The organism is Streptomyces carpinensis, assembly GCF_002154505.1.
Taxonomy (GTDB): domain Bacteria; phylum Actinomycetota; class Actinomycetes; order Streptomycetales; family Streptomycetaceae; genus Streptomyces; species Streptomyces carpinensis.
Genome location: NZ_MUBM01000016.1, coordinates 62,023 through 76,916, shown reverse-complemented (window position 1 = coordinate 76,916; position 14,894 = coordinate 62,023). Strand labels below are relative to the sequence as shown.

Here is a 14,894-nt window from a genome sequence, read left to right as displayed (position 1 = left end):
CGGAGTGATACGCCGCGCCCCGACTCCTCACCTCCCCTGCGAGCCGGGAATCGCGGCGTCCGCACCGGGCCCTGCCGGCTCGGCGGGCCTTGGGTTGCGGCGATGTCCACCATCGAGAGATGCTCGGCACAAGTGGGGCCGTCATCCGGTGTGAGAGCCCCGGCGAAGATCACGTCACCCTGGAAGCCGGTGACGCTGGGACGTCGACGAGCCGCCTGCCACGCGATGTGCGGGTCCACATCGAAGCCGGGGACAGGAGCCGGATCGTGCATGACACCACCTCCACGAGCATGCTCATCGTCGGCGCCGGCCCGTTCGCCCTCTCCGCGGCCGCGCTCGCCCGGGAGCACGGCATCGACACGATCACGGTCGGTCGGCCGATGGGCTTCTGGCGCGAGCACATGCCCGACGGGCTGCTCCTGCGCTCAGGTCCCGACTGGCACTTGGACGCCACCGGGGAGCACACCCTGCGGGCCTACCTGGACGAGCGGCGCCTGGGCACCGATGAGGTCGCCCCGATCCCCGTCGCCGTCTTCCTCGGCTACGCCGACTGGTTCCGCGACGCGAAACAGATCGAGGTCCGGGAGGAATTCGTCACGGACATCACCCGGCACGACGGCGGATTCGAGGCCGAATGCTCCGGAGGCGGACGCGTGCACAGCGATGTCGTGGTCGCCGCCCCGGGCGTCGGCTACTTCGGATCGCTCCCCGACTGGGCCGCCGAGGTGGTGCCCGGCCGCGCCGCCCACAGCGTTGATCTGATCTCCTTCGACGCGCTGTCGGGACGGCGTGTCCTCATCGTCGGAGGCCGGCAGAGCGCGTACGAGTGGGCGGCGCTGATCAGTGAGCACGGTGCGGAGCGCGTCGACGTCGTGCACCGCCATCCCGTGCCCCGCTTCGAGGCCGTGAACTGGGACTTCTTCGACGACTATGTGGAGAGCACGCTGCGCGTGGACGGCTGGTGGCGCCGCCTTGCGCCCACGGAGCAAGCCGCTGTCCGCGAGCGGTGCCGGCAGGCCGGACGAGCCACGCTCGAACCATGGCTGCCGCCGCGCCTGAGCTCTCCCGCCGTCCACGTCTGGCCGCGATGCCAGGTCGCTCACGTGGACGGCGACGCGAGAGGCGGCTGCCCGCGGATCACTCTGTCGAACAGCGAGACCTTGCAGGTCGACCACATAGTGTTCGCCACCGGATACGCACCCGACCTCGCACGCGTCCCCTACCTGGCCGGCCTCCTCGACCGCATCGCCACCCGCAACGGCTTCCCGGTACTCGACGAGGGCTTCCAGAGCACGGTGCCCGGCCTCTACCTCACCGGCTTCACCGCCACCCAGGACTTCGGCCCCTTCTTCGGCTTCGTCAAAGCCGCACCGGTTTCTTCAACGGTTCTCCTGCGGGCGCTTGAGTCCCGCTGAGCCGACGACACACCGCAGACCAGGAGACATACAGAAGCCCGGCCGGCGTACTGCGTGGCGCCGAACTCCGCGCCGCCACGGCGCACCGGGCCAAGGCCTGACCAAGGCCTGCTCCTCCCTTCGCAGGGCTGAGCAGGCCTTGGCGTGGCCGCAACCGGTCGGACCGGTCGTCAGGCGGTCGCCACCGCGAAGATGTGGATCACGCCGCCGTTCGTCGTGGCGGGCAGTGTCACACTGGCGAGCTGCTTGCCCGCCTGCAGCGCGATGGGCGCGGTGGTGAAGACGTCCGTGGCCACCGGGTCCTTGCCGCCACCCTGCACGTCCCGGTACGCGGTCTTGACGGCGACCGTGTTGCCGAAGGAGGGCGTCTGCGAACCGCCACCGAGCGTCCAGTCGCTGAAGCCGATCTCGGCCTGCTGGGTAGTGCCGTCGGTGTACGTGAGCGTCACCGTACCGCTCGCCGCTCCCTCAGCCGCACTGCCCAGGAAACTCAGCTTCGTGGCACCGTCGGCCGCCGGCACGGCGAGCGTCTGACCGCCCCCGACGACCTCGATGTTGTCGGGATCACCGGCGGCGGCCTTGGGCCAGGTGAAGCTGAACCCACCGGAGGAGACGGTCCCACCCGGTTCCACGCCCGCGGCGGCGAGGGCGGTGGCCGAGTAACTCCAGCCCTCACCGTCGAAGTTGGCCTGCGGGTTGGTGTCGTCGGCCGAGATGCCGTTGCTGTTGACGTTCCACAGCATGCTGTTCTTGGCGGCGACGGTCACCGATGCGGACGTCTTCGGCAGCGCCGTACCCGACGACGACGTGAGCGTCACCGGGATGGTGTAGAAGCCCTCCTTGGTCCCGGCAGCCGCCGAGACGGAGACCTTCGCGCTGACGGAGCCACCACCCGGCACCGTGAAGTCGCCCTGGGAGGGTGTCACGGTGATGCCCGCCGGAGGTGTGGCAGTCCAGTGGACCTCGGTGTCCTGGTCCTGGAGCGCCTGCACCTTGACCGTCGCGGCGACGGCGTCACCACCGGGCTCCGCCTTGAGCTTGGAAGGGGTGAGGCCGGTGAAGAACTTCACTCCGCCGCCCGGGAACGACGGCGGGGCGTCGGCCTTGGCCCTGCCCCACGAGGTGTCGGGCTTGGAGCCGAGGGTGTAGTCCAGAGTGCCGCCGTGGGTGACGAACGAGGCGGGCACCCAGGGCTTGTCGGACTTCTTGCCGTCGGTCTTCAGGCTCTGGATGTAGATGTTGTCCGCCGACGCCGCGGGCGCGTTGACCGTGATGGTCTTGTCGTTGCCGGTGTGTACCACAGCGTGCGGGAACAGCGGCGCCGAGAGCACCATGTCGGCGCGGCCGGGCACCTGCGGGTACATGCCCAGCGCCGAGAAGACGTACCAGGACGACATCGTCCCGGCGTCGTCGTTGCCGGGGATTCCGCCGGGGCTGTCGTTCCACAGCTGGTCCATCTCCGCGCGGACCGTCTCCTGCGTCTTGTACGGCGTTCCCAGGTAGTCGTACAGGTAAGGCGCGTTGATGTCGGGTTCGTTGGTCGGGTCGTAACGCGTGCCGTCCTTGGCCGAGAAGTCGAAGGCACCGTCCGGGGTGCGGAAGAAGGAGTCGAGGCGGGCGACGGCCGCGTCGTCGCCGCCCATGGCGCTGGCGAGTCCTGCCACGTCGGAGTAGACCATCCAGGTGTAGCGGGCGCTGGTTCCCTCGACGAATCCGCTGCCGGTGCTCGGGGTGAACGTCCCCGCCCAGGTGCCGTCGGCCTTGCGGTCGCGGATGTAGCCGCCCTGCGGTGTGGCGTTGGGGTCGAAGACGTTGGTCCAGTTGCCGGAGCGGTCGAGGAACTTCTTCTCGTCGGCGTGGTCGCCGATCTGGCCGGCGAGCGAGGAGATGGCGTAGTCGGCCGCGGCGTCCTCCAGCGTCTCGGCGGCGCCGCCCCAGCAGTGGCAACCGTCGGACGGTACGTAACCCAGGGTCAGGTACTCGCCGAGCGCCGGGCGTTGGCCGACACACTCGACGTTGCAGCCCGCACTGTCGGAGTCGTTCGCCGTCGGCACGGTCGCGGCGGTCACCAGCGACTTCAAAGCGCCCTTGACGTCGAAGTCATGACCGCCGAAGGCGTAGATGCTCGCGAGCGCCGGGTCGGAGGGGTCGCCGGACATGACGCTGGTCTTGCCGTTCTCCAGCAGCCAGCGGTCCCACTCGCCGTCCCGCTGGCTGGCGTAGTTGAACAGGGACTGCGCGTAGTCGCTGCCGGCCTTCGGGTTCAGCAGGGTCATCAGCTGCACCTGGGCGCGGTACTGGTCCCAGCCGGAGAAGGTGCCGTACTGCGCCTTCTGCCCCTTGGCCAGCTTGTGCGGCTTGCGGTCGGCGCCCAGGTAGCGGCCGTCGACGTCGCTGGTGAGGGTCGGCTCCAGCATCGAGTGGTACAGCGCGGTGTAGAAGGTGGAGCGCTGGGCGTCGCTGCCGCCGCTCACCTGGATCTTGCTCAGTTCGTGCTTCCAGGCCGCCTTCGCCTGGGACTCGACGGCGCCGAAGGTCTTGGCCGGCGGATTCTCCGCACGGAGGTTGGCCTCCGCGTTCTGCGGGCTGACGTAGGAGATGGCCACCTTCGCCTGGACCTTGGTGGTGCCCGACGGGAAGGTGACGTACGCCCCTGAGCCCTTGCCGGCCACCGGGTTGCCGGACGAGGTGAAGCCCGTGCCGCCCTTGGCGGAGGTGGAGCCCGGCTGCAGGTTTCCGTCCGTCCAGGTGCCGGACTTGGCGAACGGCGTGTCGAAGTGCGCGGTGAAGTAGAGCGTGTACAGGTCCTTGCGGTTGTTGGCGCTCTGCGGCCCGCAGAAGTTGCCGGCGCTGACCGAACCGGTCACGGTCCTGTCTGCGGCGTTCACCTGGACGTCGGCGGCGGTGCTGCCGCTCTCGGAGTTGGACGTACGGAACAGCATGCTGGCGGGCTTGTCCGCGGGGAAGCCGAAGCGGCCCGAGCCGGTACGGGGGGTGGCCGTCAGCTCGGCGGAGGCGCCGCTGTCCAGGCCCACCTTGTAATAGCCGGCCGATGCCGTCTCGTTGGCGTGGGAGAAGGTGCTGGCGTACTTGGAGTCGGTGGTGTCGGCGGTGGGTGAGGAGTCGACGTCGCCCACGTACGGCATGATCGGGATGTCGCCGTTGGCGCCGGAGCATCCGACGCCGTTGAGGTGGGTGAGGCTGAAGCCCCGGATCTTCGTCGCGTTGTACTGGTAACCGCCCGGGGCGGGGGTCGAGACCTGATTGCCGCGGGAGTTCTGCGGACTCCACGCCAGCATGCCGAACGGCTGGACGGCGCCGGGGTAGGTGTTGCCCGCGTTGGACGAGCCGATCAGCGGGTTGACGTAGGAGACCGGGTCCTTGACCTCGCCGCGGTCCGCTGCCGCCGAGGCGGGCGTGACGGTCATGGCCGTCGCGGCGGCAGCCATGGCGGCCGCCGCCACGGTAGCGAGAACGCGCCGTCTGGGACGGGTCCGGTTCCCTACATGAGTCTGACGTATCGATGAGCCTGGCACGGCTCCTGCCCTTCTTGCCTGACGGTGGATCAAGGCGCGCTGAGAACAGGCGCGTCCGCCTTCCGTCGGGACTGCCGACAACGTTGTCAGTGAACGCGAGGATGCTCCCTCCGTAGTCGGGTGGTGTCAAGGGTGTTCGGTGTTTCCCAGAGTGGCGGGCGGTGTGAGGACCGCGAAGTACCCTCGTGCGCACGCCACCCGAACGGCCGTCGGCCACGACAGCGCTCATGAGGGCGTCGGCCGGCGGGCGGGACGATCGGAGCCGGCGGGAAGGTGGACCTTCAAGCCCCTTGGGAGCAAGTGAGGTTCGACCCGCCGGCTCGAGCACCCCGACCGTCCCCCCCAGCGGCGCACGCTCGTGGTGGGGCGCAGTTCACCGAGCGCATATGCGTGGCGCCCGGACGGATGGAGTCCGCGGTCCGGCTGGGGGGAAGGCGGTGTTCCCCCGTTGCGGGCGTGAACGCCGGAACGGTTCCGTGCCGCGGACGGCTACCGCACCGGCAGCCAGGCGTAGCAGCCCGACGACACGAACGTGCGCGTCCCGGCCGCGACCTTCGCGGTCACCTTCTTGGCGCCGCCCGGGCCGGGGCCGGACGCCAGCACCTTGTCGCCCGAGCCCAGCGCCTTCCAGGTGCAGTTCTCGGCGGTTGTCAGCGCCCGGTAGGTGCCCGGTTCCGGATTCTTGCGGGCGCCGTCGGCGAAGCCGGTCGCGGCGGCGCTCAGCAGGGGTTGCAGCGTCGGGCAGAGCTGCTTGATCGCGGCCTCGGCGGTCGGCACCTCCTTGGTGATGAGCGCGCCGATCGCGGCGTCCTTGTCGTGGGCCGCGGTGCGCTCGAAGCGCTGGCAGGTCTCCTGGCCGGCCTGGAGCACGGCGGCCGGATCCATGTTCCGGGGTACCCGGCCGTGCAGGTACTTCTTCTCCTTGGCGGTGAAGGAACCGGTCGCCGGGGTGAGCTGCGCGTCGGGCAGGACGGGGCCCTTGGAGGACGCCGACGGGCCCTTGGAGGACGCCGACGGGCCCTGGGGCGCGGGGCTCGCCTGGTCGTCGGGTAGGGCGGCGGCCTGTTCGTCGGAGATGCGGTGCGGGGACTTCGGCTTCGCATCCGTGTCGCCCGCCGAGCTGCAGCCGGCGAGCACGAGAAGCGCGGTGAGAGCGACGGCGCCGGCGGCGGCGTCGCGCCGAAGAGGCCGAAGGGTACGAGTGTGCATGGTGGCTCCTGCGGCCCGGCGGGCCTGGGTATGGAGGCGGCCACAAACGGGTGCGGCCCAGGCGGGGTGTGCGGGGCACCGGAACGTGGTCCGGTGCCCCGCACAAGGGACGCGGTGAGGGTTACGGAGCCCCGAAGGTCAGCACCAGCTGCGGGGTGTTCTCCGCGGCCGACGCCTCACTGGACCACAGCCACAGCGCGTCCGTGCCAGTGCTCGTGAGCGCCAGGTCGTAGGAGCCGCCCAGGGCGGGGGAGAGCGCCGCGGTGTCCAGCGTCGCGGAGTAGACCGTCGAGAGGTCGGTGGCCCCGCTCAGGGTGCCGACGACGGTGGAGGACACGGCGGGCCTGGAGGCGTAGGTGGTCCCCGCCTCCGTCCAGCTTCCGGTGACCGGCCGCACGGAGATGTCGTCCGTGCTGCCCGCGCTGCTCAGCGTGGTGGTCTTCACCGCCAGCCGCGCGCTCTTGAGCACCGTCCCGGCCGGGGCAGACGGCAGGTCGAAGCGCAGATACGTCTCGTACGCCGCGCTGCCGCGGACCGCCAGCGAGGAGGAGGTGCCGTAATTGGTGCCGGTGGCACCTGCGTTGACGTACGTGTCGTCCGACGCGCGGACGGTCTGCACGCTGTCCGCCGGAGCCGAGGCCGCGGTGTAGTGGCTCTGCACTTGAGCCGCGCTCAGCACCGACGGGTAGATCGCGGTCTCGTCGATCTGCCCGGCGAAGTAGTTGCTGGAGGGCTGGTCCGGCCAGGCGTTGAGGTTGTCGCCGCCGACGTGCCAGTAGCCGCTGTAGCTCTGGTTGGTCGTCTCGCCGAGCGTGCCGACCTGGTCGCCGTCCACGTACAGCGCCATCCCGGAGTCGCCCTGGGTGGCGACGACGTGGTGCCACGCGTCGTCGTTGTAGCTGTCGGGCGAGGTGATGATGCGGGCGGTGCCCGTCCACACGCCGAAGACGAGCCGGCCGTCGTTGCGCATGTAGACGTGCTTGTCGTAGTTGCTGCTGGACCCTGTGGTGTTGTTGCCGAACCCGACGAGCTTGCCGCCCCGGCCGGTGGTGGTCTTGAACCAGGTCTCGATCGAGTACCGGCTCGGCACCGTGGTGCGCTTGTCGCTGTAGACCTGCTGGTTGGTGCCGTCGAAGCCGATGGCGGTGGACGGGCCGGTCACGGCCGCCGGGGTCTGGCGCAGGGAGGGCCCGTTGAGGTGGATGCCGCTCTGGTCGCCGGGTGAGGTGTCGCCGACGAACGGAGTGGCGGACTCGTCGTAGCGCCAGTAAAGGGTCGCGCCGTCGTCGAGCACCTTCGCCGCGTACTTCTGGGCGGACGTCGGCACCGTCACCGTGGTCGCGGCGGACAGCGCGGAGGTGTTGCCCGCGCCGTCGGTGGCCGTCACCCGGTAGGTGTAGGTGGAGCCGGCGGTGACGCCCTTGTCGGTGAACGACAGTTGCGGGCGCGACCACTCCACCGAGTCGCCGTCCACGGTGTACACGGGCGTGGCACCGCCGTTGCGGTAGACCTTGTACGTCAGCCTGGTGTCGTCCGTGTCGAGGGCGGCGCGCCAGCGGACGTGGGTCTCGGTGGGCTTCACGGACTCGGCGCTGACCGACGGCACCGACGGCGCGCCGGTGTCCGGGGAGGCCGCGAAGTGCGTGAGGCCCTGGGCCGGCGAGCCGTTCACGGTGGTGAACTCGCCGCCGACCCACATGTACTTGTTGTCGGAGGTCTCGGAGATCACCATGGCGCGCGGGCCGATGCCCTCGCCCAGCCCGTCGTTGGTGTCCGGGAACCAGCCCAGCTTGTTGGTGCCGGTCGTCGGCTCCGCGAGCAGGTGGTGGCGGCGCCCGTCGGGGAACTCCCCGACGCTGGAGCAGTCGTGCGCGTGCGAGGCGCTGTAGACCACGCCTTCGTAGGACTTGACGGCCTGGGTGGCTCCGAGGCAGGTGTCGCGCCATCGCTGGTCGAGTGTGGACAGGTCGAGGGCGATACGGCCGTCGAAGACGCCGCCGCCGGTGCCCTCGTTGCCGGTGTAGAAGCCCGTGGCGTCGGTGTCGATCGACTTGACCACGGAGTTGGTCTCGATGAACCCCGGATAGGTGCGGACGTTGCCGCCCGTGGTCGCGTCGACGACGGCCAGGGCGTGCGAGTTCGCGCCGTTGACGGTGAAGAAGTCACCGCCCAGGACGACGTTCTTGCCGTCGGGGGTGACCGCGACGGCCCGGCCGGGCTCGTCGACGTCGGCCTGGAAGGGCTTGACCGCGCCGCTGGTGGCGTCCACCGCCGCGTACCGCGCGTGCGCGGTGCCGCCGACGGATGAGAAGTCGCCGCCCAGGTACACGGTGTCGTCGGTGACGGCGAGCGCCCGCACGGTGGCGGACACGCTCGGGTGGAAGTTCGCCTTGGGCGTGCAGGTGGCGATGTCGATGGCGGCGAGGCTGCTGACCTGCGTGCCGTTGACGGCGCCGAAGTAACCGCCCGCGTACAGCGTCTTCTTGTCCGGCGAGACGGCGAGCGCCCGCACGGTCGCGGTGCCGCTGCCGATGGTGAAGGACAGCGTGCAGGACGTGGGAGCGCCGGTCGCCGCGTCCAGCGCGACGAAGTTCACCGCGTTCTGAGCAGTGCCGCCTCCTCCCTCGGGTGGGCGCACCTGCGAGAAAGTGCCGCCCGCGAAGACGGTGCCGTGTGCCTCCGCCAGGGCCCACACGATGCCGTTGGTCTGCCAGGTCGGCAGGTCGTCGGCGGTGAAGGCGACGGGCGGGGTGAGCGCGGCGGCCGGCTGCGGCAGGGCCACCAGGCCCAGACCGGCCGCGGTGGACAGGACGAGGGCGGCGCTCAGCCGCCTGGATCTTCTCATATACCCCCCGGCTCCGGGGCCCAGTCACAGGCCCCCGCCTTGACGAGCCCGCCGGTCTTCCCCAGATCCGAACGGGCTCGCACGTATGTGTTGTTGTTCCGTGCACCATACGAGTACATGACACGCCGTTGAACGCACTTGACTCATCTGGGAGGGAGATTCGCCGCCTTCTCGGCCACCGCATGCGTCCCGGGCGTACCGCGGCACCGGTCCCACGACGCCGACCGGCTCGGCGCCACGACCTTCCGACGGGCGGCGATCACGACCGAATCAGCCCGTACGGTGTGGCTCGCCACGCACCGGGCCACCCGGCGCACTAAAGTTCGCACCGGAAGCCATCGGCGCCCGTGGAGGACACCCATGACGGACCACGCCGCTCCTCCGACGAGCCACCATCGAAGGCCGCCGGGCCGCCGCCGACGCACCGTGCTCGGCGCCCTGGCCGGTCTGCTGCTGATCGCACTGATCACGGGCACCGGGCTGGCCATCGACCTGACGGACACCGAGCCCCGCACCGAGCGTACGAGCACCGCAGCGCTTCCTTTCGACCTGCCGAGCCCTCACCTGCTGCGCGACAGCCCGCATCTGGTCTTCGCGCACTACTTCCCCCCGTATCCACTCTCCCTCGACAACCAGCCCGCCGAGCACGACTACTACGCCCGCAACTACCTCACACCGCAGGGTGAGCAGGGGAAGCACGCGGCCTACGGCGGACTGCTGCGCGACCGGCCGCTGCCCGTGAAGCCGACCAGCGGCGACTGGCAACTGGCCAATCTGGAACGGGAGGTGAGGACCGCCCGGGACGCCGGGCTGGACGGATTCACCGTCGACATCCTCTCCCTGACCGGCCCCAACCGTGAGCGCGTCGACCTGCTGCTGCGCGCCGCGCACCGCGTGGATCCCGGCTTTCGCATCGTGCTGATGCCGGACATGACCTCCCTGCACACCGACCCCGGGACCCTGGCCGACCAGTTGGCCGTGCTCGCCGAGTCACCGTCCGCCCACCGGCTGGCCGACGGACGCCTCGTGGTCTCCCCGTTCAAGGCCGAGGAGCAGGACCCCGCCTGGTGGAGCCAGGTCATCGCGCGGCTGCGCGACCACGGCATCGCCACCGCCCTCGTCCCGGTCTTCCTGGACTTCCGCTCGAACGCCGAGCGGTTCGCCCCGATCAGTTACGCCTTCTCGTCCTGGGGCAGCCGCAGCTACACCCGCCAGAACAACGTTCCCGGCGACATCCGGCTCGCCCACTCCCTGGGCAAGAAGTGGATGCAGGCCGTGTCCGTGCAGGACGCCCGGCCCAACCAGGGGGTCTACGACGAGGCCGGCAACACCGCGACCCTGCGGTCGACCTGGAACCACGCCATCTCCGACGGTGCCGACTGGGTGCAGCTCACCACCTGGAACGACTACTCGGAGGGCAGCCAGTTCGCCCCCTCACTGCACAACGGCCACACGTACCTGGACATCTCCTCGTACTACCTCACCCGCTTCAAGACCGGGGCCTGGCCGCAGATCGTCCGCGACACCGTGTACGTCACCTCCCGTGTCCAGTTCGCGGACACCGGTGCCGCCTCGCTCCAGCGGTGGCTGATGCGCCCACGCCCGGGCACCGCTCTCCCACGCGACCAGGTGGAGCTGCTGACCTTCCTGACCGCGCCCGCGACGGTCTCCGCGCGGGTGGGCACCACCCCCCACACCTACCGGGTTCCCGTCGGCGTGCACGCCCAGGACCTGCCCCTGTCTCCCGGACGCGCCGAGGCCGTGGTGCGCCGCACGGGAGACACCGTCGCCACCGTCACGACCGGCTTTCCGGTACGGCGCACGGTCACCGTGCAGGACCTCCAGTACTACGCGGTCTCCAGCCGCCGGTAGTGTCCCCAAGCCCGCAGCCGGTCCCTGACCACACCCGATGCCGGAGGGCCCCGGCGTCCCAGGCCGGTGCGGGGTGGGACGCCCCGTTCGGCCGCGGCCGGCACGGCGGGTCCGCACCGGTCGGAGACCAACCCGGAGGCCGGCGGGCCGGGGCGGCGGATCCATCTGGAGCTGTGCCCGGTCTGCGACGCCGGAGACGTCGACCGGACGACCGTCGAGCTCCTGGTGCGGTTCTCCGCCGGCAACGGCGGCCGTGATCGCGCGCGGACCGGAGGAGGCGCATCCCGCCGCGCCCGCACGGCTCGGCCTCGAGGCGCCCGTCGGCGGCCGCCGACCGCGGCTCCCCACCTCGCCAACGAATCGTCGCTGACCTGCGCGAACGCACCCGATCGAGCCAGACGGAGCATCACATTTGCCCAGGGCTCTCGACGCCAAACGCAATATGACCTAGATCACGCTGCCCTGCCTTTTTTACGCGTGCCCACGCTTGATACAAATTGGCGCGCGTTCCTGTCCGTCGACGGTCGCCCATCCCTCTCTTGCTCCACCCTTCCTCCTGTCGCTTTCGCATGCCTTGGAACGCCCGTGTCCTCCCCCGCGCCCGCGCTCTCGCGCGGTTCCTCCTGGCCCCTCGTAGCGCTATTCACGGCGGGCTACCTCGCGCCCTATCTGCTGCCCACCGTCGTCGGCCGCCTCGGTGACCGGCTGGGCCTCGGGCCCGCACAGGCAGGGCTCGTCGGCAGTGCGCTGCTCCTGAGTTCGGCCACGGCGGGCTTCACGCTCGCGGCGCGCGTCGAGCGGTTCGGGCCGCGGCGTCTGGCCCGCTCCGGGCTGCTGCTCGCGGCGCTCGGATTCGGCTGCGCGGCCCTGTCCGACAGTGTGCCGGTGGTGGTCGCCGGGGCGATGACGGGCGGTTTCGGCTCGGGTACGGCGACGACGGTCGCCGCCTCGGGCATCGCGGCCCAGCGCGACCCGCACCGCACCTCGACCTTCGGGCTGCTGAGCGTGTCCGCGCTCGCCGGCGCCGTGTACCTGACGATCCCGCACCTCGGGCCCGGACACGGGCTGCCGTTCGCTGCGATCGCGCTGACCGCGCTCCTGGTGTGGCCCGCGACGGGCCGGCTCGCCAATGCCATGGGCCCCGGTCACACGGCGGCGCCGCGCGGCAGGCTCCCCTACCGCCGCTCGGGGCTCGTCCTCGCCGGCTCGATGCTGTTCTGGTCCATGGCGCAGAACTCGCTGTGGGGCGTGAGCGGCCGGATCGGCCTGCATCAGGCAGGGCTGAGCGAGGTCACCGTCGGCGCGGTCTTCGCGACGGCCCTGGGCGCCGGACTGCTCGGTGTCATCGGCGCGGGCGCGCTCGGGGCGCGGCTGGGGCGGGCGCTACCGATCGGGGCGGGGACCGCGCTGATCGCCTGCTGCATCGTGGTCAGCGCCTCGGCGGACGGCCTGCCGTCGTTCGCGACCGGCGAGATCGCCTGGAACACCGTCTATCCGGTCGTCCTCTCGTACCTCATCGGGCTGGCGGCATCCCTCGACGCGCGCGGTCGCTGGGCCGTGCTGGCCGGGTCCGCGTCCTCGCTGGGCACCGCGTGCGGCCCGCTCGTCGGAAGCCTGCTGTCCGCGGGCGCCGGCTATCCGGCGATGGGCCTGGTGCTGGGCGCCGGGCTGCTTCTGCTCGTGCTGCCGCTGACGGCGGTCGCCCTGCACACCGGCGGCCGGCCGCTCGGCCCCGGGGCGGTGCGGCGCCGGGGTGGCGCCCCGGCCGCGGTGGTGGCGGCCACGACGGGCACGGCGTCCGGCACGGTGCCCCAGGTGGGTGCCCCGGAACAGCCGGTCGTCGAGATCGAGGTCCCGGTCGCCGGACCGGCGCTCGACCGGCAGGCGTTCGGCACGGCGGGCCCTCGCGGACTCGCCCCCGCGGAGGCGGCCCCGGGCACCCACTGAGGCGCCGGACGGCGTGTACTGGACGAAGCCGGTGCCGAGCGCTGCACCGCTCGCGGCCTGCCGGCGATCCAGCCATCCTCTGCGGTGATGCGCGGGTGGTTGTGGGGTGGGCGGCGGTTGTGCCGCGTGCGCGAACAGATCGTGACGGGTGAGTGGACTGGTGTGACTGGCCCACGCGGCCGCCGCCGCTGAATGGCGGCGGCGGCCGGTTGCGTGTTCCTGCCCGGAGGGTCGTGGACGCGCCGGCGTGCCGGGGGACACGGGGGGGCTCGACCGGGACGCTCCAGGAGGACGGTGGATGTACTGGGTACGGTGCTATGAGTTGCTGCGGCGGCGCGCGATCAGCATGGTGCCGGCACCTGCTGCGATCAGAGCGGCGGCCGCACTGCCCAGGATCACTTCCTGCGTGTGGTCGGCACCGGTGTCGGCGAGTCGCGGTTTGTCCGGGCGCTGTTCGTCGTTGTCGCAGCGGTGCTCGGGGCAGCCGTTCTCGTCCGAGCCGTTCTCGTCCGAGCCGTTTTCGTCGGAGCTGTGCTCGTCCGAGCCGTGCTCGTCGGAGCCGTGCTTGTCGGAGCCGTGCTCGTGGTGAGGTGCGTGTGTGGGTTGTGGGTTGTGGGGATGGCCGTCGGCGTAGGCTGTCGTCGCGCCTGCCAGTGGTGCGGTGAAGAGCGCAGCGGCGGCGGCCGCTGACGCCATAACAGATCGCCATCGAGGCAATGTCGTCATCGTTTCCACTCTCCTCGACTTGGGGACGCCCGTCTTCGGTGAGGGCAGCTCCAGCACCTGGATAGTGGAATAAATAGGAATGTCATAGCGCAAATGGCATGGTGTCGGGCACAAGCCGTCGAATGGTGTAGCGCGGACGGAACGCCGCTGCCTGCTGTCCGATGGGGAGATGGGTGGCTGTGGTCTCGCGTGGTGCCGGTTGCTTCACGAACTCAGGCTCGGGCTCCGTCTCCGCTGAGCCCGCCGCACCGAGCGGGACGCCCGGCGGGATGCCGCCCGCAACCTTTGATTCCGTTCGGCATCCCGCCTCCGGCCTCATCGTCGGCCGCGATGTTTCGGGCGAAGTGTTCACGTGCGGGCACCGGCGGCCCTCGTCCCGGCGGGTGGCCGGTACCTGCACGTCCCAGGGCACTCGACGCCGTCGACCACCTGGGCGGGGTCACCGACGCGGTGTCAGAAAGGGTCCCGGGCCCGCGCTCGTGACCCACTTGGGGCGGCTTGCGTTCTTCAAGCGCCCCGATGTGGGTCACGGTCCGGCCGCGGCCGGCAGGAGGCGCGGTGCCGGTGTGTCATCTGCCGGAGGTGAGCCAGTGGTGGAGGGCTTGGTGCACGTTGTCGGGCAGTGCGCTGAGTTCTTCGATGGCTTCCCGGTCGCCTGGGTAGGGGGCGATCCCGGCCGCCGTCAGAACGGCGTACAGGTTGAGGCGCCGTAGGTCGCGGGGTTCGACGCGGCAGGCGATGCGGTCGGCGGGTCGGGGTGGCGACAGTGGGGAGTCGCACGCCGGGGCTGGATCCCACGCTTGATCGGCTGCTGGGGTGAAGGTCTCCATGATCGTGCTCCGTTCTGTGCGTGCTTCCTTTTCACACTCGCGCGATCTCCGCGTCTCGTGTGTCCTGCGTACTTCGTCCTCCATGGGCGGTGGCCTTCCGGCGCGGCGGTCAGGTCGATCGACGGCAGCCCCCTCTTCGGACTGTCGCGGTGATCGGCGCCGGGGGCGGTCCGCTCTCGCGTGGTCCTGACGTCGGTCGCCGGGGAGGCGGCAGGTGGCCACCGGCTCCGCGCCGGACACCAGCTCCTCCCGCTGCACCGGGTTGTCGCGCATGCCCGACCAACCGCATGCGGCCGCACCCCGTTGCGGGTCGCCATCACTCGCGGACCAGGTCGTAACCGCCCGGGCACTTTGTCCCTGAAGGGGAGCAGATGCGTCTTGCCCCGCCTGTCGGTGACCGACGGGCGTCACATCCGTGCTAATGCACCGTTCGCCCTGTTGTCGGCTGGTATGCCGTCAGGACGGACTGCCTGCATGAAGTTGATCGCGCGGGGGCGGGCCGCTGACGTCTATG

8 protein-coding genes are annotated in these 14,894 nt (G+C 70.8%); 3 read left to right on the top strand and 5 right to left on the bottom strand.

What is annotated here, in order from left to right:
• The first annotated feature begins 266 nt into the window (after window positions 1-266).
• Window positions 267-1,415: an NAD(P)-binding domain-containing protein gene (locus BZY54_RS02850; protein WP_208640525.1), complete on the top strand. Its 1,149-nt coding sequence runs from the start codon at window positions 267-269 to the stop codon at window positions 1,413-1,415.
• A 170-nt stretch (window positions 1,416-1,585) separates the two neighbouring features.
• Here BZY54_RS02850 and BZY54_RS02845 read toward each other — a convergent pair whose 3' ends face one another.
• The 3 genes from BZY54_RS02845 to BZY54_RS54640 all read right to left on the bottom strand — a co-directional run bounded on the left by BZY54_RS02845 (window position 1,586) and on the right by BZY54_RS54640 (window position 9,005).
• On the bottom strand, window positions 1,586-4,864 hold the full coding sequence (locus BZY54_RS02845; RefSeq protein ID WP_086722890.1) for a GH92 family glycosyl hydrolase: 3,279 nt from the start codon (window positions 4,862-4,864) through the stop codon (window positions 1,586-1,588).
• A gap of 576 nt (window positions 4,865-5,440) precedes the next feature.
• Complete coding sequence (locus tag BZY54_RS02840) at window positions 5,441-6,160, bottom strand: hypothetical protein (protein WP_086722810.1); 720 nt, start codon at window positions 6,158-6,160, stop codon at window positions 5,441-5,443.
• Window positions 6,161-6,281: 121 nt separating this feature from the next.
• Entirely contained in the window at window positions 6,282-9,005 is a 2,724-nt protein-coding gene (locus tag BZY54_RS54640; RefSeq protein ID WP_086722809.1) for a CBM96 family carbohydrate-binding protein, read from the bottom strand.
• A 360-nt stretch (window positions 9,006-9,365) separates the two neighbouring features.
• Here BZY54_RS54640 and BZY54_RS02830 point away from each other — a divergent pair, with 360 nt between their 5' ends.
• Together BZY54_RS02830 and BZY54_RS02825 are read left to right on the top strand one after the other, a co-directional pair.
• The gene (locus tag BZY54_RS02830; protein WP_086722807.1) at window positions 9,366-10,877 is read left to right on the top strand and encodes a glycoside hydrolase family 71 protein; all 1,512 of its coding nucleotides are present in this window, start codon (window positions 9,366-9,368) and stop codon (window positions 10,875-10,877) included.
• A gap of 585 nt (window positions 10,878-11,462) precedes the next feature.
• Window positions 11,463-12,824 carry an MFS transporter gene (locus BZY54_RS02825; RefSeq protein ID WP_086722805.1) on the top strand — a complete coding sequence of 454 codons (1,362 nt, stop codon included), beginning with the start codon at window positions 11,463-11,465 and terminating at the stop codon, window positions 12,822-12,824.
• 315 nt (window positions 12,825-13,139) lie between these two features.
• Here the strand turns inward: BZY54_RS02825 and BZY54_RS50720 are convergent, their stop codons facing one another.
• A complete protein-coding gene (locus BZY54_RS50720) occupies window positions 13,140-13,643 on the bottom strand; it encodes a hypothetical protein (RefSeq protein ID WP_158103802.1) in 504 nt (167 codons plus the stop codon).
• Between the two features lie 476 nt (window positions 13,644-14,119).
• Window positions 14,120-14,380, bottom strand: a complete 261-nt coding sequence (locus BZY54_RS02815) for a hypothetical protein (RefSeq protein WP_208640524.1) — start codon at window positions 14,378-14,380, stop codon at window positions 14,120-14,122.
• Window positions 14,381-14,894: the final 514 nt, after the last annotated feature.

Excerpts from the sequence above, each read along its gene's own strand:
- BZY54_RS02845 (WP_086722890.1), bottom strand. The coding sequence starts at position 4,864 with ATGGCTGCCGCCGCGACGGCCATGACCGTCACGCCCGCCTCGGCGGCA.
- BZY54_RS02840 (WP_086722810.1), bottom strand. The coding sequence starts at position 6,160 with ATGCACACTCGTACCCTTCGGCCTCTTCGGCGCGACGCCGCCGCCGGC.
- BZY54_RS54640 (WP_086722809.1), bottom strand. The coding sequence starts at position 9,005 with ATGAGAAGATCCAGGCGGCTGAGCGCCGCCCTCGTCCTGTCCACCGCG.
- BZY54_RS02830 (WP_086722807.1), top strand. The coding sequence starts at position 9,366 with ATGACGGACCACGCCGCTCCTCCGACGAGCCACCATCGAAGGCCGCCG.
- BZY54_RS02815 (WP_208640524.1), bottom strand. The coding sequence starts at position 14,380 with ATGGAGACCTTCACCCCAGCAGCCGATCAAGCGTGGGATCCAGCCCCG.